General features: G+C 34.6%; 17 protein-coding genes. 2 read left to right on the top strand and 15 right to left on the bottom strand.

Annotated features, from left to right (window positions below):
* Positions 1–3: 3 nt before the first annotated feature.
* On the bottom strand, positions 4–1,296 hold the full coding sequence (locus ABWH96_RS10975; RefSeq protein ID WP_375577573.1) for an ATP-binding protein: 1,293 nt from the start codon (positions 1,294–1,296) through the stop codon (positions 4–6).
* Positions 1,297–1,470: 174 nt separating this feature from the next.
* On the opposite strand from ABWH96_RS10975, the gene ABWH96_RS10970 reads away from it, so the two are divergent.
* A complete protein-coding gene (locus ABWH96_RS10970) occupies positions 1,471–3,924 on the top strand; it encodes a zinc-dependent metalloprotease (RefSeq protein WP_375577572.1) in 2,454 nt (817 codons plus the stop codon).
* A gap of 72 nt (positions 3,925–3,996) precedes the next feature.
* On the opposite strand, the gene ABWH96_RS10965 is transcribed toward ABWH96_RS10970, so the two are convergent.
* Entirely contained in the window at positions 3,997–6,147 is a 2,151-nt protein-coding gene (locus ABWH96_RS10965) for a hypothetical protein (protein WP_375577571.1), read from the bottom strand.
* 312 nt (positions 6,148–6,459) lie between these two features.
* Between ABWH96_RS10965 and ABWH96_RS10960 the strand changes: the two genes are divergently transcribed.
* On the top strand, positions 6,460–7,092 hold the full coding sequence (locus tag ABWH96_RS10960; protein ID WP_375577570.1) for a phosphoribosylanthranilate isomerase: 633 nt from the start codon (positions 6,460–6,462) through the stop codon (positions 7,090–7,092).
* 59 nt (positions 7,093–7,151) lie between these two features.
* Here the strand turns inward: ABWH96_RS10960 and ABWH96_RS10955 are convergent, their stop codons facing one another.
* The 13 genes from ABWH96_RS10955 to ABWH96_RS10895 form a co-directional block, all read right to left on the bottom strand.
* On the bottom strand, positions 7,152–7,439 hold the full coding sequence (locus ABWH96_RS10955) for a type II toxin-antitoxin system RelE/ParE family toxin (RefSeq protein ID WP_375577569.1): 288 nt from the start codon (positions 7,437–7,439) through the stop codon (positions 7,152–7,154).
* Complete coding sequence (locus tag ABWH96_RS10950) at positions 7,436–7,666, bottom strand: addiction module protein (protein ID WP_375577568.1); 231 nt, start codon at positions 7,664–7,666, stop codon at positions 7,436–7,438. Before ABWH96_RS10950 ends, ABWH96_RS10955 begins: the two co-directional genes overlap by 4 nt.
* A gap of 694 nt (positions 7,667–8,360) precedes the next feature.
* Entirely contained in the window at positions 8,361–8,834 is a 474-nt protein-coding gene (locus ABWH96_RS10945) for a hypothetical protein (RefSeq protein WP_375577567.1), read from the bottom strand.
* A gap of 3 nt (positions 8,835–8,837) precedes the next feature.
* Positions 8,838–10,445, bottom strand: coding sequence for an RHS repeat domain-containing protein (locus ABWH96_RS10940; RefSeq protein ID WP_375577566.1), 1,608 nt, complete (start codon positions 10,443–10,445; stop codon positions 8,838–8,840).
* 118 nt (positions 10,446–10,563) lie between these two features.
* Positions 10,564–11,109, bottom strand: coding sequence for a hypothetical protein (locus ABWH96_RS10935; RefSeq protein ID WP_375577565.1), 546 nt, complete (start codon positions 11,107–11,109; stop codon positions 10,564–10,566).
* A 47-nt stretch (positions 11,110–11,156) separates the two neighbouring features.
* Complete coding sequence (locus tag ABWH96_RS10930; RefSeq protein WP_375577564.1) at positions 11,157–12,824, bottom strand: RHS repeat domain-containing protein; 1,668 nt, start codon at positions 12,822–12,824, stop codon at positions 11,157–11,159.
* 553 nt (positions 12,825–13,377) lie between these two features.
* The gene (locus ABWH96_RS10925; RefSeq protein WP_375577563.1) at positions 13,378–13,824 is read right to left on the bottom strand and encodes a hypothetical protein; all 447 of its coding nucleotides are present in this window, start codon (positions 13,822–13,824) and stop codon (positions 13,378–13,380) included.
* Positions 13,825–13,828: 4 nt separating this feature from the next.
* Positions 13,829–15,514, bottom strand: a complete 1,686-nt coding sequence (locus ABWH96_RS10920; RefSeq protein ID WP_375577562.1) for an RHS repeat-associated core domain-containing protein — start codon at positions 15,512–15,514, stop codon at positions 13,829–13,831.
* 62 nt (positions 15,515–15,576) lie between these two features.
* Complete coding sequence (locus ABWH96_RS10915) at positions 15,577–16,005, bottom strand: hypothetical protein (RefSeq protein WP_375577561.1); 429 nt, start codon at positions 16,003–16,005, stop codon at positions 15,577–15,579.
* Between the two features lie 14 nt (positions 16,006–16,019).
* The gene (locus tag ABWH96_RS10910) at positions 16,020–17,405 is read right to left on the bottom strand and encodes an RHS repeat domain-containing protein (RefSeq protein ID WP_375577560.1); all 1,386 of its coding nucleotides are present in this window, start codon (positions 17,403–17,405) and stop codon (positions 16,020–16,022) included.
* A 42-nt stretch (positions 17,406–17,447) separates the two neighbouring features.
* Positions 17,448–17,948, bottom strand: a complete 501-nt coding sequence (locus ABWH96_RS10905; protein WP_375577559.1) for a hypothetical protein — start codon at positions 17,946–17,948, stop codon at positions 17,448–17,450.
* Between the two features lie 172 nt (positions 17,949–18,120).
* Positions 18,121–19,431 carry an RHS repeat domain-containing protein gene (locus ABWH96_RS10900; protein ID WP_375577558.1) on the bottom strand — a complete coding sequence of 437 codons (1,311 nt, stop codon included), beginning with the start codon at positions 19,429–19,431 and terminating at the stop codon, positions 18,121–18,123.
* 24 nt (positions 19,432–19,455) lie between these two features.
* Entirely contained in the window at positions 19,456–19,728 is a 273-nt protein-coding gene (locus tag ABWH96_RS10895; protein ID WP_375577557.1) for a hypothetical protein, read from the bottom strand.
* Positions 19,729–20,067 lie beyond the last annotated feature (339 nt).

Genomic DNA, 20,067 nt, shown 5'->3' with positions numbered 1-20,067 from the left:
CAATTATTTTAAAACTGGAAAAGTTAGTTCTATTTTAGTACCCTCTCCAACTTGAGAATTTAAATTGAATTCCCCTTTTAATTTTACTAACATATTTTTAACTATATAAAGACCGAGCCCCGAGCCCTCCTTACTTTGGGCGCCTCTATAAAACATATCGAATACTTTCTCCTGCTGATCTTCTGGTATTCCTATTCCATTATCTGTTATTGTAATCACATATTCTTCTTTAAACTTCTTTGCTGTAATATCAATTATAGATTGATCTTTTTCCGGGTCTGAATATTTAATAGCATTTGAGATTAAATTATTCAATATCACTTCCATACGAGCTTTATCCGTAAATAAAGGTGAATCAAATTCGATATTTTTATTGAATTCTATTTTCTCCATCCCCTCTACATAATTGTTATTTTCAATTATTTCATCGAGCAAGGTCCCCAATTCAATAGGTTCGGCTTTAATCTCAGTTCTGGTATTCCTTGAGATTTCAATTACCTCCTTAATAAATAAGGTTAGGCGTTCAATTCTATTTTCAATTCGAACAAAATAATCCATAGTTTTGTCATCCTTAACCTCATATTTAGCAATATTAATAAGGCCTAAAATAGAAGATAAAGGTGCTTTTAAATCATGAGAAGCACTATAAACAAAATGATCTAATTCATCATTTGCCAGTTTAAGCTCTTCATTTTTTTGTTCCAATTCTTTTAATGTTTCTAATCGTACTTCGTCAATTTGCTTATTAATTACATCAATATTATACATAGAAAACACCATAGCAAATAGGGAAATCACCATATTCACATAAAATGAAGTATCTTCTGATTTACCTTCTGTCAGGTTGATTTCACCAAATGGTTGATATGAGGTAAGTTCAAGTATAAACAAAAGCGCTAAAACATACACCACTGAATAATATTTGTATTGCCTTTCCTCATTACTGAAAATCAAAAATATTACGGCCAAAATAGGATAAAAAATAAGGTACGCTCCTATAGATTTGGGTATAACAGAGGCATAAAAAAATATGAACCCAGTCCCAAGCACTATAAATATAAATTTAGCTATAAGATGTTTGCCCTTTTCGTTTACTATATAGGTTGTTAGGAAAATGAAGACAATAATGAAATCAAGGAAAACCGCAATAAAATTCAAATTCCATAGATCATTAACAACCTGAAAAAAAGCCGCAAAAACAGAAATAATTGAAAATTGAGACAACAAAATATTAGGTTTTTGCTCAAGGTTCTTTTCTAATCTCGACCATTTATTAAGGTTAAAAAATCTAAACACTAAATATAATTTTGAGTTGTGAAGATTAAAATATAAAATATTTATTTAATTATATCAATAAATCAAGTATTTGATTTACTCTATTCGATGAAAAGGAGTCATTTACCAGTTAAATAAAAGCATTTTATATTTTCATCAGCTTAAAATACATTTACAAAAGCTAAAAAATAACTTATGATGAAACTACTATTTACCATTACACTAAGTCTTTTCTTATTTCAAACTGAAGTAAATGCACAACTGTTTGGGAAGAAGAAAAAACAGGAGGAAAAAAATAAAACAGAGAAACCTCAAGGTGATTTAAAAAATTATAAAGATATCATCAAAGGGGATGTTAAGTCAGATGAAGGATTATTCACCACTCATGAATTGGATGGGAAATTGTATTATGAAATACCCTTTGATAAATTGGAAAAGGACTTGCTTTTAGTAAGTCGGATTGTAAAGCTACCTGATAACTTTGGAGGTGGGTACATCAACGCTGGTTCAAAAGTAAATGAGCAAGTTGTCCGTTGGTATAAAAGAGATAAAAATATTGATTTAAAGGTCATCAGTTTTCAAAATGAAAGTGATGAGGAATCGCCAATTTACAAATCTGTTGAAGCCAATAACTTCTTCCCTATTTTGTACAGCAGCAAAATTGAGGCTATTAATCCTGATTCTACTGCATATCTGGTAGATGTAAGCAGCTTGTTTGCAGAAGAGGTTAGTGCAATCAATGCAATGCCTGATAGGTTGAGAAAGGCTTATAAGGTGAAAAGATTGGATAAAAGCCGTTCTTATATTTCTTCTGCAAAATCGTTTCCTGAAAATGTGGAAGTGCAGCACTTAATGACTTATGATGCTGGTGATCCCCCAGGTAGAGATCAGGCTGGAACTATTAGCATGTTATTGAATCAATCCATGATTATGTTACCAGAAGATAAAATGCAGCCCAGATTAGCTGATGACAGAGTCGGATGGTTCACAATACAAAAATATGATTACAATTCGGATAAATTAAAATCAGATGATTATGAATTGATCAGAAGATGGAGGTTAGTTCCTAAAGATATTGAAGCTTATAAAAGAGGTGAATTGGTAGAACCAGTAAAACCAATTGTTTATTATTTGGATCCTGCCACTCCAGAGAAATGGAGACCATATTTCAAACAAGGAATCGAAGATTGGAATATTGCTTTTGAAGAGGCAGGTTTTAAAAATGCCATTATAGCAAAAGATCCACCTACAAAGGAAGAAGATCCGGAATTCAGTCCTGAAGATGTTCGCTATTCTGTCGTTAGATATGTGGCCACTACCACTAGAAATGCGGTAGGCCCATCAGTTTCAGATCCAAGGACAGGCGAAATCATTGAAAGTGATATTATTTGGTATCACAACCACTTAAGATCATACCGAAACCGATATATGATTGAGGCAGGAGCACAAAAAGAATCAGCTAGAACTTTGGAGACTCCTGAAGCAGAAATCGGTGAAATGATGAGAATGGTAATTGCCCATGAAGTAGGTCATGCATTGGGGTTGCCACATAATATGAAAGCAAGTTCTGCCTATCCTACCGATTCACTTAGATCAGCAACTTTCACTCAAGAGTATGGATTGACTCCATCCATTATGGATTATGCTAGAGTGAATTATGTTGCTCAGCCAGAAGATGAGGGAGTTCGCTACATTAGAATGATGGGGCCTTATGACAAATATGCCATCAATTGGGGCTATAGATTTATTCCTGATGCAGATAGCAAAGAGAAAGAAAAGCCAACTTTAGATCAATGGATATTAGAAAAAGCAGGTAATCCATGGTATGAATTCGGAAGCGGTTACGGAGTTGCTGACCCAAGAGCCAACAGGGAAAGTTTGGGAGATGATCACGTAAAAGCAAGCGAATATGGCTTGGCCAATTTGAAAAAAGTGGTTCCTAATTTAGTAAAATGGACTTCTGAAAAAGGGCAAGATTATAGTGAATTAGCTGAAGTTTATAGAGAGTTAGGCTATATGTGGAGTGGTTATATTCGCCACGTAACGGCCAATGTTGGCGGTATTTATGAAACTCGTAAAACTGCTGATCAAGAGGGTGCAGTTTATGAACATGTTCCATCTTCAATTCAAAAAGAAGCTGTTGCTTTTCTTAATGAGCATGCCTTCACCAATCATGAATGGTTATTAAACAAATCAATTCTTCAGAGAATAGAGGATGATGGTGCCATTGAACGCGTAAAATCATTACAAGTAAGAGCCTTAAATAGCTTACTTGATGAAGACCGAATTTTAAGAATGGTGGAAAATGAAAGCTTAAATGGATCAGATGCTTATACGGTGTTGGAAATGCTGGAAGATATTAGAACTGGTATTTTCTCTGAGCTGTATAGAGGTCAGGCAGTAGATGTATATAGAAGAAATTTGCAGAGAACCTTTGTAGAATTGGCTACTTCTCAACTTGCAGAACTGGATGCAGAGGAAAAGAGAAATGATGAGGTGATAATTTCAGATGTAATTCCGTTGATGAGAGCTGAACTGGAGCAACTAAAGTCAGACATTACAAGCCGAAGATACAGAACCTCAGATAAGATGAGCCGAATTCATTGGAATGATGTATTGGCTAGAATTGATAATAGTTTTTCTGAGTAAAAGAAAAAAAAGCCCCAGAATGAATTGGAATTCAACTCTGGGCCTTTTAATTCAATTTTTCAAATTGTAATATTATTCCATTATTCTTCTTCCTGTACCATATTCTACATCGCGATAGATTTCTTCTCCTGGTAATATTTCGATATCTGAACTTCCACTTATATTAAAGTAGTTTTCGCCACGATTTAAAAAATAAAGATAATTAGCACCTGGATTATTGATGGCTATTAATCCAGACCATTCATATTCACCTCTGTCATTATATGATCCACCTATTATTGAAACTTCTGCTCCTTCACCTGGTAAGCCTTCAATACTTGGTTTTATAGTCACTTCAAAAGGCTCGTTATACCCCCTCCCTTTATAATAATTTTCAACTCCTATAAGTTTTCCCGTCTCAAAATCTACTAGCAGCTTCAAACTTGCTTTCTTAGGTTGATCCTGTTCAATTATAACAATTGGTTCTTCATCACTGTAAAAATTTGTATAATAAGGTGAACCAGCTCTAAATTTCAATTCACCATTTTCATCAATTTCCAATTCTTCGTTCATTGTTTGTGAAGCGCCATAAGAATAGCCCAAAGAATCATTCGTCACATATGAAGTAGTCGATATGTTATTATATTTATTAATATATTGAAATCTAATATCTGGCTCTACAGTATAAGGTGTTGTAATATTGCTATTATCAAGCTTTATACCCCATCGGGCTCCATAAAAACTAAAGTTAAGTGCAGCTGGCGATGAAGTATCACCTCCTTCAAAGACAAATTCAGGATCTGTATAATTCTTACCTTTATTTTTTATATTCAAGCCCGTTATTTTGGCATTATATTCTAATTCTGCTTGGGCTTGCAAAGGGTCTGAGGCTGCAGTAGAATTACTAAAGTAAATAGTAAAATTATCGAACTCATTTACATCTCTATAACTATCTCCAAAACCAGAAGTCGAATAGTAATCTTCCAGACTTGGAAATACCGAATCAATTATATCCTGAGACACATGACCGTTAGCATCCGCATTTATACTAAATGATGCAAATAATCTTCCCAGACCATCTTTGTTAGCGTAAACTTCAGCTCTGACAAAACCATTTGCAGGGTATTTTCCAATTTCTGTCATAGTAATGCGCTGAACAGCTGCCTCCATTTCTATATCAGCACTGAAATCAGTTCCAGTAGGATCCTCAACTCGAATTGTAGGAGTGGATTGATAATTGCTACCTCCATAAAAAGAATAAATTGTGTTATCATCTATTTCTCTGGACTCGGTAGTGTATATATAAGATCTATCATTAAAAATCCTTCTTCCGACTTTTCTGAGATTATCAATTTGAAAACCTTCTCCAGCTACTGGGGGTGAACTTACCTCTCCAATTACGCCTGGTACATAAGGAACATAATTATAATCCACATTTTTTCCAAAATGTGCTTCCATTTCAGTATATTCATAACTTTCAATTTCATCATTAAACCATGCCAATCTTTGATCTTCTCGTATTTCTGGTGTTATTAATCTGACCGAAGTCCCATTAGCATTTGTAGGGATAATTAATTCATAAGAACCATCCTCCTGAACTTCACCACTACCAATATTTATCCCTTCTGATGAAATGGTATATTCATTAAAAGATACTCCCTCACTTGATTGTAGTATTTCTGAAGTAAAATCAGCTCTGATAATTTTCCCTGCAGGATATTCAGGTTCATCATTCGTCAAATCTTTTTCATAAGTTACTTTACCGGAAATTTTAGCCGTATTCTTATTTCCTTCCTGACTATAAAGTGGCAGTATTGCTGTTTCATTTCTCTCAATGGGAACTACCCTGCCATTCACTATTTCATAATTATAACCTTCTTCAAAACGAAAATTGATAATTCCATTAACTGAATAATATCCTTCTTTTGAAATTGTAATAAAATTTCCTCCTACAGAAAAATCAGTAAAGAAAATATCACCATTTGCGTCAGAGGTTGATCTGATTTCTTCAATTTGGCCTGATTTACTACTAGCCAAAACAACAGTAGCCCCCTCTATTGGGTCATTTCCGTCTAATATTTTTAAATTAAAATTGTAGAATTCTCCCTCATTATTCAGGATGTTTAATTGTTCTTCCAGTGTGGCCTCATTAGCTGCCATAAGTTCTTCAACTTGGCTTGTATCATCAGCACACGAAAGCAATAAAGCTGATAAAATAAATAGTAATAGTAGAGTGTTTTTCATAAATATTTGAACTGAATTGATATAGATAAACGCCAAAACTAACACTTAATCTCATATTATTCAAAGAGCGTCTGGATTAAATCATATATAAAAGAAGACCAATTCTAATCTAAATTTTGTAACAATCATTTTCAAGTTGCAAACTTTGGAAAAGCTTACTCCAATTCTCTTTCAAGCAAGCCAAATTTTCCTTTAATTTGCATCAAAATTCCAATGTCGTTTAATGAATACTATCCTCATTCTCCTTGAAGATAAATACAAAGGATAAAATCTAAAATCACAACTAAACGACATAGATTAAAATTTTACAAAATGGCATTAAAAACATTCGTTAAGATATCTGAAGTCAATAATCTAAGTGATGCGCGCTATTGTGCTGGCATGACTGTAAACTTAATGGGGTTTGACCTGAAAAAAGATAATCCAACTTACGTTAGCCCTGAAAACTTTATGGAGCTGACTGGTTGGGTTTCAGGCGTGGAATTCGTTGCGGAATACGGCAATTCTTCAGAAGATGCCATTAAAGAATCTATCAAAGAGTACGAGATCCATTACCTACAAACTGATAATCCTGCCATTATCCCACTATTTACGGATTTCAAAAGGATTTTGAGATTTGATATGGATAAAGTGACTGATGCCGAAGAAGTAAAAAACACCATGCAAAAGGTAGCAGAGGAGGTTGAATTTTTCCTTTTTGAATCTGGCAATGGAAATCATTATAAAGAAAATGTAGTCAATCAGGTATTAGATTTAGCCAAAGATTTCCCAGTAATTTTAGGCTTCAATATTGATGATAAAAATGTAATGGATTTGGTTGAAAATACTTCTATCAAAGGTATTTCCTTAAAAGGTGGTGAAGAAATTAGACCTGGTTATAAGGATTTTGATGAGTTGGCCGATATTTTGGAGACTTTGGAGATTGATGATACGGTGGAAGAATAAGGCTTGGTGGTAAGGACACACGCGGAAACGCGTTCGCCAACTGGAGTTGAGTGAATACATTATGTCCATTTTTCGGGATCATCTCGAGTACCTAACACAGCTAGTATAATTACTTTTTTTTGATCTACAAGAAAATGGATAGCATAAGGAAAATGCTCTATTAAGGCTAAGCGGATGTTTTTATATCTGATTTGATAATGAAGTGGATTTTGAGTAATTAGATGCAATTTCTCTTCAATCTCATCTAAAAAACGTATACCTAGATTTTCCTGCCTGTCCTCATACCATTGAGATGATTCTAAAATATCAAGCTCGGCTTCAGGCCTTACAATTAAGCGATAATTCACAATTGCTTTCTAATCCGGCTTTTAACTTCTTCCCAGCTTGATCCTTCAGAAGGATCAGTTTGATGTGCTGCTAATCTTTCATCTAGTACTTTTTTATGTGTTTCACTTAAACCAAAACCCTCTTCTTTCAGATCTGCCTGAACCATGGCATACATTAAATTGATCAGTCGTTCATCTGCTTGGTTAATGTATTCATGAAGTAGTTCCCTAATTTGACCTGTACCCATAACCATTATTTTCCTTTATGTAAAGATAACAATTTCATCTTCATTTTTAGTTTCATTTATTGACTTTTATCCTAATGGTTGGAACAGCAGTACTTTTATGTATTGAAATTCCTTCAAAGCCGTATTAGTGCATCTCTGCAAACAAGGAAGTTTGTCTTGATGCTTTTGACACACGCGAAAACGCGTGCGCCAACTGGGGTATTACTTGCAAACTGATATGGGATGAGAGTGCAAGATTTCTTCATTTCCAATAACAGTTCGTTCTACTCTCATATATTCAGTTTCTTTTCCATAACATGGTTCAATTACGTGTAAACTCTCTAATCTATCTTATTTATGTAGCACACGAGTTATAAGTATATCTTTATGGAAGATTGATTAACCTCAAGAAAATTTCTATTGATTTCATCAATAAGATTTTCATGAGTTATTGCCTTGTGGACTGTATCAAGTAATGATTTAGAATCTTTTACATAACCGCATATTAACCCTGAATTATAACCACTTAAACAAATTATTTGGAATACAAACCCTTCTTCATAACAATCTATATAATAATTCTACCATCTTTTATTTCATTATAATATCATGCTTCCTTGATGTATCTGCTCCTTTAGGCGGATTCATTCGTATCAGTAAAACCATTATTTCTTGGTTCTGAATTGAAAAATCAGGAACAGCGTGTTTCTATTAACTATTTTATCCTATGCTCAGATGGTGATATTACTAAAATAGATTCTAATTTATAATTTTCTAAGTCATCAGAAAGCCAACTTTCTCCATCTCTGACTTTATAAAAAGTTACATTAGCAAAACTCCCATCATAAGAAAAAATTACTCTAAAACTCTCAGTATAGCATTTTTCTAGTTTTTCAAACAGTAAAATCGAATATCCCACTCCCTGAATAAAAAAATCTAACTCATTCTCCAACTCCAAATAATCATCGATTTGTATTTTATTAAAAAAGGCTTCATTGCCAGTTCGATCTGTTAAATCTTTAGAAAAAGGACCATTTGGCGCCATAAAGCTATAATAATGACAACCATCTATTTTTATAAAGTCATCATTTAAAAGTTTCATTAAAGGAGGTTTAACTTTATTTTTAAATGATTCTATATTGTTCCCTTCTGTAAGTTTTAGAAACCTATTATTATAAGCAAATTCCATTTTTTAATTTGTTTCTTCTCCTAAATATTTTAACCCTTTATCTATTGCACTTTTTATCTTATCATCACCTAAAAGTTTATTAACGCTTTTAGGGGCTTCTACATCAAAATCTCCTGTTTCCGCATTTTTACCAAAAAATTTCTTCTTATCTACATCATAGAGATATTTTATATTGTTTTCATCTTGGTAATGAATTTGTCCTGCTCTTTTACCTGGGGCTGGATTTTCAACATCAATCCTTGCTTTAGAGCCCTTCTGCTTAAATAGGGTAATACTATGAAATTGAGTACCTCCAGCACCTAACAATTGCTTTCCCGCTCTTGCAACCTGATTACCTCCTGTTCGAGCAAAAAGACTACCTGTAACACTCTTACCTCCTGGTATTAGCGTTACAATGTTTAAAAGATCATGCCCAAAAGTAACAAAAGGATTTTGATCTGAAATATCTATCGATTCAATTTCATAAGTCTGATTACCATTTTCATCAAGCTTATATACCACACGAGTGTTATTACCTTGAGATGCTCTAGCAAAATTAATCGTTGCTAAAGTCACGTCATAGGCATATGTTTTAACTAATTTCGCTGTAAAATAAGGATCCTGCATTGCATCATATTCTTCCAGCCCATCTAAATCTATAAATCTAATAGGCTTATTCCCCGCAAATTGATAAGGAGTATACCAAGGATATTCAGCTGTCAACGGATCCACACTCAAAAACTTAGCAATCCTTGGATTATAAATCCTGAAGCCGTAATCATAAGTAGAGCCACCACCGCCCATGCCTTCAACATCTTTTTCCTTCCCGTTGAAACCGTAGCGGTAAGCAACAGAATCGTTAGCTGAAAACTCTGATGTTCTCCCTCCCATTGCCAAACCAAAGGGATAATAATCATTGGTTTTTACTAAGGTAGGCCATGCTTTGCTTTCGTACCATTGGCTGTTTTCCGTGCTGTTTACCATATTTACATTATCGGTAATGACAGCCAGTACATTGCCTAGGTGATTGCTTAGTTCATATTGCCTATGGCCTAATTTTAACTGACCTGGTTTTGCTTTATCTAATGCCAAGCCCAATCGGCTGCTTCCGTAGATATGGTGTTCCAATGTTAGGGTATCTTGATAAACTGCCATTACATTTCCGCTTGCATCACGAATATAGCGGTTGGTGGTGACTTCTCCATCCTTATCGACTATTTTAGCCACTCTATTGCCGGCTGCATCATATCGATAGTTGATGGTCAGGTTTTCAGCTGCTTTGGTAACAGTCCTTACTTTACCATAAGGCGTCCATTCAATGGTCGTTCCTTCCTGAACATCTTCCACTAAGTTGCCGATTTCATCATAAATATAGGCATCCGCTGCTCCTTCTTCCAATGCTCTCAGCTTATTGGTGTTCTCATAATATTGATAATCAAAATCATCCTGTATTTCACTGGCTTCATTGTTTCGCTGCAAGTTCAATAAATTACCATTAGCATCGTAGCTATACTGTGCATCATAAGGAGAAGCTGTTTCCGTATCTCTTGAAGCAAAACCACTTCCTTCCGTATAATTTGTTAAGCTTAGACCATGCGTTATGCGGTTTAGCTGATCGTAGTGATACTCCATGGCTTGCATCCTCAATGTTTAATTTTGACACAAGCGGATGCTTGCGCCATTGGGGGAACTGACCAAAATCACTAATCTCACCAGAGAGCTTAGCTATCATTATTTTTCTACCTAAATATTAATTAACTTTATGTATTTCGTAAAACAAAGTTTGATAAAGACCTATTTCGGCAATATATATTCTTTGAATTATTTCTAACACGGTCTGATCTTTGTTATTATTATTAAATATTTTATACCCACCTTCCTCAAGAAAATATCTCCTTAATAAACTTTCAAATCCTGAATTATTCTTTTGTTCTAAAAATACTTTTATTGATGAATTAAGTTTTTCTCTTGCGTTTTCGATTTCTATAGTTTCTATTTTATCACAAGGATTTAAAAAATATTTTGTATTTTGCTTGAAACCTCCGGAACTATAAATATAAATATCACTTATTGTAGACATCTCATCTAAGATTAGTAAATATTTAGTTAAAGAATCTACCTCGTTTAACTCAAGATTTTTTGAAAAACTTTTATATCCCTCCACTATATACATTAATTCAAGAACATCTTCTTGATTACAGTTTTTTTGCTGTTTCTCTCCATGGCAACTCCAAAGTAAGAGCAGTATTAGAATAAACAGAATATTTTTATTTAATATCATATTTAATTGAATCATCTTTATCTTTTACCTTTCTAGTTTTCGATACTCCACCTATTTCATTTTTACTGACCAAGCCAATACTCATGCTCTTTGGTCTCATAATTATATAATTGAAATTTACCGGTATCTCCAGTATAATCATATTTCGATCTGAATCCCTCATAACTATCTAAATTCTTTAGTCCCCCGCCAATCATGAATCCTTTACTATTTAAAAATTCTCCATAAAGTGAATTTTTCAAATCAAACCCATTCCCGAAAGCTTCACTAAGGTCATCCAGTGCATTTTGATCAACATTTCTTGCAATTAGGTTATCAAAATAATCAGCATCTCTTTCTTTATATTCACCTACCCCCATATCAAAAAAATCAAAGAAACTACTTTCCTCACTCATATTATTAATTGAACCTAAATAGACTTCATTATCATTTTCATCTTTGGCCCATATTTGAACGCCCTTAAATGACCCATCATAAGTAACTTCTGCAGCTTTTCCACTCTTTGGAAATTCTACATTTGGATACATTTTCAAATGATCGTCATTTTCATAAACCGCATCTACAGAATACCAAGCTATAAGCAAAGCAGCTTGCTTACCTACTTCACTTGATATATATTTTTCATTAGGATGAAAAAGTTTACTAATCCTTTTACGGTTATATTGACTATTTACAGTAATCTTGGCCTCCAAACCATCCAAATCGATAGCTTGAATAGGCGTATTACTCGCAAACTGATAAGGAGTCAACATAGGATAAGTCTTAGTCAAAGGATCAACACTTAAAAACTTAGCAATCCTTGGATTATAAATCCTGAAGCCGTAGTCATAGTGATTATTGAAATCTACGTCTTTTTCCTTACCATTGAAGCCGTAACGGTAAGCAACAGAATCGTTTGCTGAAAATTCTGATGTTCTTCCTCCCATTGCCAAACCAAAAGGATAATAATCATTGGTTTTTACTAAGGTCGGCCATGCTTTGCTTTCGTACCATTCGCTGTTTTCCGTGCTGTTTACCATATTTACATTATCGGTAATTACCGCTAAAACATTGCCTAAGTGGTTGCTTAGTTCATATTGTCTGTGGCCTAGTTTGAGTTGTCCTGGTCTTGATTTTTCCAATGCCAAACCTAAGCGGCTACTACCGTAGATGTGGTGTTCCAATGTGAGGGTATCTTGATAAACTGCCATTACATTTCCACTGGCATCACGAATATAGCGGTTGGTGGTGACTTCTCCATCTTTATCTACCATTTTAGCCACTCTATTTCCGGCCGCATCATATCGATAGTTGATGTTCAGGTTTTCAGCTGCTTTCGTAACCCTTCTCACTTTTCCGTAAGGCGTCCATTCTATGGTCGTTCCTTCTTCCACATCTTCCACCAAGTTGCCGATTTCATCATAAATATAAGCATCTGCTGCTCCTTCTTCCAGTGCACGCAGCTTATTGGTGCCCGCATAATATTGATAATCGAAATCATCTTGTATTTCGCTAGCTTCATTGTTTCGCTGCAGGTTCAATAAATTACCATTGGCATCATAGCTATACTGTGCATCATAAGGAGAGGCTGTTTCCGCATCTCTTGTAGCAAAACCACTTCCTTCCGTATAATTTGTTAAGCTTAGACCATGCGTTATGCGGTTTAGCTGATCGTAGTGATACTCCATGGCTTGCATACCGGCAGTTCGATCATCACTTTCTAGTCCTAAGCCTGGTAAGTACGTTGCCATCCAGCCAATGTTCCCATTGTAAAGCGCATTGGTATTGCCCCACAACACCACTAAAGAGACCAATTATAGTAATAATAAAGAAAAGCAAAAGTTATGACCAAAGTATAAATCAGGAAGTTTAGTATTATTATCTTAAATCTCAACCTCTTCATTAATTCATCTTCATCTTTGCACTTGATTATAAAAGGAAGAAATGAAAGTAAGAAAAACCCAACTTTAAAAGACTGGTTTTCTGCAGAATTTTCCCCAAATAAAAAATTATTAAGTCCAAAATCTAAATTATCATTACAATCATTCATATAACTTCTATGAAGAATTGATTTTTGAAATAACAAAATGGCTATTAGTAGATATAGTAAAATCATTGTTCAGTTGTTCCGCTATTAAAATAGTCCTTTTTCTATTTTTCAAATTATCAGTCGGATCGGGGAAGCCGTAATTACCGCTTAAACATTGCCTAAATGGTTACTCAATTCATATTGGCTGTGGTCGAATTTTTCATTCCACCATGCTAAGTATGGCGGGAACGGGTGGTTTAAAATACTTAATGAACTTATATTTTAAAATCGCTAAACAATAAGTATTCTTCATCATTCGAAAATTCCATAACCAAGTCATAATCACTCGTTGCCATTACTGCCCCCATTCCATTACTGGCTCTTACAAAATCCCAAATATAATTGATAAAATATTTGGTTTTCACCTCAATAATAGGACGACCTGGTGCCGTTTCAACTAACATATTTTGATGATTTACAAGTGGGGTATTCCCCAAAAATGCACTCAATTCACTTTCAATATTAACATAATCATAGGAAAGACTGTAAGAGGGAGTTATTTTATCCCAATTGAAAACTGTATCATGCCTTGTATTTGGTTCATAAAGGTCATAACCTTTTTTTTGAGCTATTTCCTTCCGAAAAGTATCTTCTCCTATTTCTAAGATTTTGATATGATTCACATGCTTATTGAAAAGCCAAAAATCTAGTTGCGTATTCATAATATTACTTCGGTAAATTATATGTATTAGTTAATTGCTGTTTCAATTGATCTACTTGATCTTTGGTGCCTTCAAACAATACTGCTCCCTGTTCTCCTGTTTCATGATTCCAATAGTTGTAATGCGTTCCCTTTTCAGAATCATAGTCAATCCTATAGCCTTTAGCCCCATCTTTTGATTGAACTCCAACTATAGTCTTATTTGCATTTGGAAATCTACCTGTAGATTTTCCAGGCAACCCAACCGCATCATCACCCAGATCACCAATAGCGCCTTTAGCCACTTTCAAAGCATCTGTCCTCTTACCCGTTTTTGTAGCTATAATTACTTCTCTCGATAGTTTTCCATCTGCTTTTTTTATTCTTCCGGAAGTCTTGACAAGATCTTTAATATCATCAGATCTTTTTACTAACTGTTTTAACGGCTTAGTAATAAAATCTGCACCTGGTATAAAAGAAAAAACACTTAATGTACCTAATAAATAATCTCCGTTACTAAAATCATTGATCGCATCATATCCATCAATTGGAATATCAATTAATGGAACGAAACTCAAAACTGTCTTATTATCTTCTGCCCTCTTCTCTATTTCCTCTTTTGACAAAGTATTCAAATATTCGACATTTGGAGCAGGAGTGTGTTGGTGGAAGTCGCTTGCCGGTACTATCATTTGAGTATATGGATCATAATATGCTCGTTCTAAACCATCCAAATCAATATACTTGATTGGGTCTAACCCAGCAAATTGATAAGGGCTAAAGTAGGGAAAATTATAAGCTAAGGGATCCACACTCAAAAACTTAGCAATCCTCGGGTTGTAAATCCTGAAGCCGTAGTCATAGGTAGAGCCTCCACCGCCCATTCCTTCTGGGTCTTTTTCCTTACCATTAAAGCCGTAGCGGTAAGCAACAGAATCGTTCTCTGAAAATCCTGAAGTTCTCCCTCCCATCGCTAAACCAAATGGATAATAATCATTGGTTTTTACTAAGGTTGGCCATGCTTTGCTTTCGTACCATTCGCTGTTTTCAGTGCTGTTTACCATATTCACATTATCGGTAATTACCGCTAAAACATTGCCTAAGTGGTTGCATAGTTCATATTGCCTGTGGCCTAATTTTAACTGGCCTGGTCTTGATTTTTCCAATGCCAAGCCTAGGCGGCTGCTTCCGTAGATATGATGTTCCAATGTGAGGGTATCTTGATAAACTGCCATTACATTTCCGCTTGCATCACGAAAATAGCGGTTGGTGGTGACTTCTCCATCCTTATCGACTATTTTAGCCACTCTATTTCCGGCCGCATCATATCGATAGTTGATGGTCAGGTTTTCAGCTGCTTTGGTTACAGTCCTTACTTTTCCGTAAGGCGTCCATTCTATGGTCGTTCCTTCTTCCACATCTTCCACCAAGTTGCCGATTTCATCATAGATGTAGGCATCTGGAGCACCTTCTGCCAATGCTCTCAGCTTATTGGTGCCCGCATAATATTGATAATCAAAATCATCCTGTATTTCGCTGGCTTCATTATTCCGCTGTAAGTTCAATAAATTGCCATTAGCATCATAGCTATATTGTGCATCATAAGGGGCAGCTGTTTCCGTATCTCTCGTAGCAAAACCACTTCCTTCCGTATAATTTGTTAAGCTTAGCCCTTTAGTGATTCGGTTCAACTGATCATAATTATACTCCATGGCTTGCATACCCAATATAAATTTTTGACACAAACAAACGCTTGCTCCATTGGGTAGGATTGTTATTTTAGTTTCGGATGTCTACTTGTATCAACTTCAATATTATTTGCTCGGACATCATTAATAAATTCTTGAAAATCATGCCCAAGGCTCATATAGAACCTCTTTTTTTTACGATTATTAATGGTGATTTTCAATGCCTCCTTATTGCCTCTTCCTCCCAAATAGATAATTTGTATCTTTGTAACATCACTAATAGGAAACCTAAATTTTATAAAAGGTACATATGTATGTTTTATCACAATATAAGTCGAGGACATAAATACATCTTTATTAATAATAAAAACAAATACAACAGAAATTGTCATTAATATAAAAAATACTTGATTAATACCATTATAAACAAAAACAAATACAAGTGGCAAATAAAAAACCAAAACCAAAAGTGGGCCTAACCAACTCGTCTTCGTATATTTTTTTAATTTAGACATCAAATTATCACTTTTTAGTTGTCAACAGACTCTTTATTATTTTGATTTTCATCACTTTCATAATATTTTTTATAATAATCAATAAATGAATCAATTTCCGCTGCAATAGCTTTCACCCCTTCATCGAGTGTATCCTCCCAGGTTTTTATATTCTTAACATCTCGTATTGATATACCTAGTCGAATACCTTTAATTGTCGTTTCAGCATAGTCATAATATTCTCCTCCAGTTTCTCCAGCATATTCTGTTATAAGGCTTCTTAAAGCACTAAAGCTACTTTCAAGTTCTCCATTAGCTGCTGCAGCTCCTGAACTTCCTACTTCATTTAATAGAATAATCATTTCTAAACCTGCCAAAACACTGGTACCTGCAGCAAGAGGTGCCGTTGCAATCCCAATGGTCATTCTTTTACCGATTCTATTACCTCTAGTATCTGCTGAAAGATAACCCCAACCACTTTTAAATCCTTCACCAATCGAAGCGACTGGATTAGCACTTGCCGGATTATACGATAGATTGAAAGTTCCACCCATATCTTCCCTAATTTCTAAAGTTCCAAAGCTATTTGGCCCTCCATTTTCTGAATACTCTTTATAGCCTTTTTCCCAATGATATTTAAAATTCTCCATCAAATCAGCTTGCTGAGTGAACATGTCATAGAATACATCCATTGCTGGCTCATTCGTAAACAAACTATTTTCGACAACTAATGCTGGTTTATCTTCGCCATACAGATAAATTGCAGCTTTTTCCTCCAAACCATCTATATCTATTGCCATAATCGGTTTATTACCTGCAAACTGATAAGGAGTATACCAAGGATATTCGCTAGTCAAAGGATCAACACTCAAAAACTTAGCAATCCTTGGATTATAAATCCTGAAGCCGTAATCATAAGTAGAGCCACCACCGCCCATGCCTTCAACATCTTTTTCCTTCCCGTTGAAACCGTAGCGGTAAGCAACAGAATCATTCTCCGAGAATTCTGAAGTTCTCCCTCCCATTGCCAATCCAAATGGATAATAATCATTGGTTTTCACCAAGGTTGGCCATGCTTTGCTTTCGTACCACTCGCTGTTTTGGGTATCAGAAGTCATGTTTACATTATCGGTAATCACTGCCAGCACATTACCCAAGTGGTTGCTTAGTTCATATTGCCTATGGCCTAATTTTAATTGTCCTGGTCTTGATTTTTCCAATGCCAAGCCCAATCGGCTGCTTCCGTAGATGTGGTGTTCCAATGTGAGGGTATCTTGATAAACTGCCATTACATTTCCGCTTGCATCACGAATATAGCGATTGGTGGTGACTTCTCCATCCTTATCGACTATTTTAGCCACTCTATTGCCGGCTGCATCATATCGATAGTTGATGGTCAGGTTTTCAGCTGCTTTGGTCACGGTCCTTATTTTGCCGTAAGGAATAATTTAGCTGGTGAGGTCTTAATTTTCTGAAGAAACTAATTCAATTGCCCAAGGAAGTATTGTGTAATCTACATTTGGTTCATATTTTAAACTAACAATCCCCTTAGTGATTGAGAATACCATTTCAGCAGTCGAAGCATTTTCTTCATGAACAGATTTCTTTATTCTAACACCATCAAGCGGCAACATATGGTATTTAATAGAAAAAACATCATGGAAATCATTTTTTGAGTTGATCTGATAAGTATATTCTTGAGCATAAATTGAACATTTCGTGTCCAACAAAAGAGCCTTACTAGAATATCTAGTCATCTCTTTATTTCTGTCAAGCATTATGTACGCTGGACAATTTAGTTGTTCAATTGGTTTGAAATAAATATTCCCCAAATTATTCATTCCCCAAAAACCTTTTAAATACTTATTGTCGATATTCTTAAAAACACTGTATCTAAACAGAATACCTTCCGAAAAGTAGAAATAATCTGATGTTTTAAAAAAACTTCTTTGATACTCTTCCATATTATTGCAATCAGAATATAATTCTGCCTCATTAAAAAGATTGAATTTATTCCCTATTTTTTCAGAATATATAATTTCACCTTCAGATATGTACTTTTCTAACTTTTCATCTGTACACGATTGTCTATTACAATTCAGACAACAAAAACAAACAAATATCAATATATATATATTACTTTTCATTTTTCCTTTTCTCCATTTTTTGTTGCGTACTCTTAAACCGTTTCCAAAGAATACCCATTTCACTTTCTGGAACTTCCCAAGCTTCTGCAGAATATCGAGATTTTGTGCCCAATCCCTCCAAATGATCAGCATCATTATCCGCTTCTTCAAACTTTCTTGTGTGAAGATAAAGCTCATGAAGTATTGCTTCAAAAGTTGCATCTGAACCAAAGTCATCTCTTTTTTTAACTGCTACAATTTGTACTTTAATCCCCTTTTCTATTTTAGATTTTAGTGCATATGGATCCAAATTAGCTTGACTAAAAAAAGCTTCATCTTGTCTTGCTTCAGTTTTAGTATATCCCACTTGATCAACTCCATTCTTGAAATTTATGTATTGATCTACCTTGACCGCTACGGAACTGAATTTATAATTTGCTCCTGCCGCATAAGTACCTAAACCTGCACCAAAGTTATCAACTTGTACCAAATAGATATGAATTTTGTCCTCAAGTTCTGGATTGCTGATAGGATCTTTAACTGTTTTTCTGAGTATTTCATCATTTTCTACGATAGTAAAAAATGCCGAGTATTCTTGAACAGATTCGTGGTTAACTATTAGTTTTTCTCCTCCTTCCAGATCAATACTTCTAATCACATCATTCTCTGCAAATGCATAAGGGCTATTCCAAGGATAACTCTTAGTCAAAGGATCCACACTCAAAAACTTGGCAATCCTTGGGTTGTAAATTCTGAAACCGTAGTCATAGTGATTATTGAAGTCAACATCTTTTTCCTTACCGTTAAAGCCGTAGCGGTAAGCAACAGAATCATTCTCAGAAAATTGTGAAGTTCTCCCTCCCATTGCTAAACCAAAAGGATAATAGTCATTGGTTTTTACTAAGGTTGGCCAGGCTTTGCTATCGTACCATTGGCTGTTTTCCGTGCTGTTTACCATATTGACATTATCGGTAATTACTGCTAAAACATTACCCAAGTGGTTGCTTAGTTCATATTGTCTGTGGCCTAGTTTGAGTTGTCCTGGTCTTGATTTTTCCAATGCCAAGCCTAGACAGCTACTTCCGTAAATATGGTGTTCCAATGTTGTGGTATCTTGATAAACTGCCATTACATTTCCGCTTGCATCACGAATATAGCGATTGGTGGTTACCGTTCCATTATCATCAATAATTTTAGCTATACGGTTTCCGGCTGCATCGTAACGATAATCAATTGTTAAATTCTCAGCTGCTTTGGTTACAGTCCTTACTTTTCCGTAAGGCGTCCATTCTATGGTCGTTCCTTCTGGCACATCTTCCACTAAGTTGCCAATTTCATTATATATTTAATCATTAATAGAGCTTTTCTTATGTCTTATCAAGAAATAAATAGCTAACCATATGATGATCGCTTCAATCGTTAATGACACATAATAAGCACTTTCTCCTTGACCAAAGCCAAATGCAAATGCTATTATAACGGGAATATAAAATATCATATCCAAAAATACTACGCCAACTAATTCATTATGATATACATATATATAATGACTAATTCCTATAAAACTAATAGTAAACATACCGCTAGTAAGCCAATGAATTACTTTTTTTTTAATCATTTTGAAAATTTATTCTACCACGTTGTTTTCCGTACTCTTTACAAAATTCACATTAAGCATTCTCAAAATTATAAATTCAGATTGTAAAAACTACAAAAGTAATTTGATATTAAAGTTACTGAATAGGTGTTTATTAATTCAAAAAGCAAATCATCATAGGTAATTCATATTTAAAATCTGCACAAATAACTTCACCTAGAATTATATTATTCCATTATTTCAACTGTGAGTCTATAGCCTAAAATAATATTACATTACATTTTTTTGCAATCGAAACCGCAAACGTTTTCGGAATTAATATCTGTACATTCCTTTTATAATAGCTATTTATTATAGTTA

It is taken from the genome of Marivirga tractuosa, assembly GCF_042140215.1.
GTDB lineage: Bacteria > Bacteroidota > Bacteroidia > Cytophagales > Cyclobacteriaceae > Marivirga > Marivirga tractuosa_A.
This window is presented reverse-complemented; position numbering and strand designations above follow the sequence as displayed.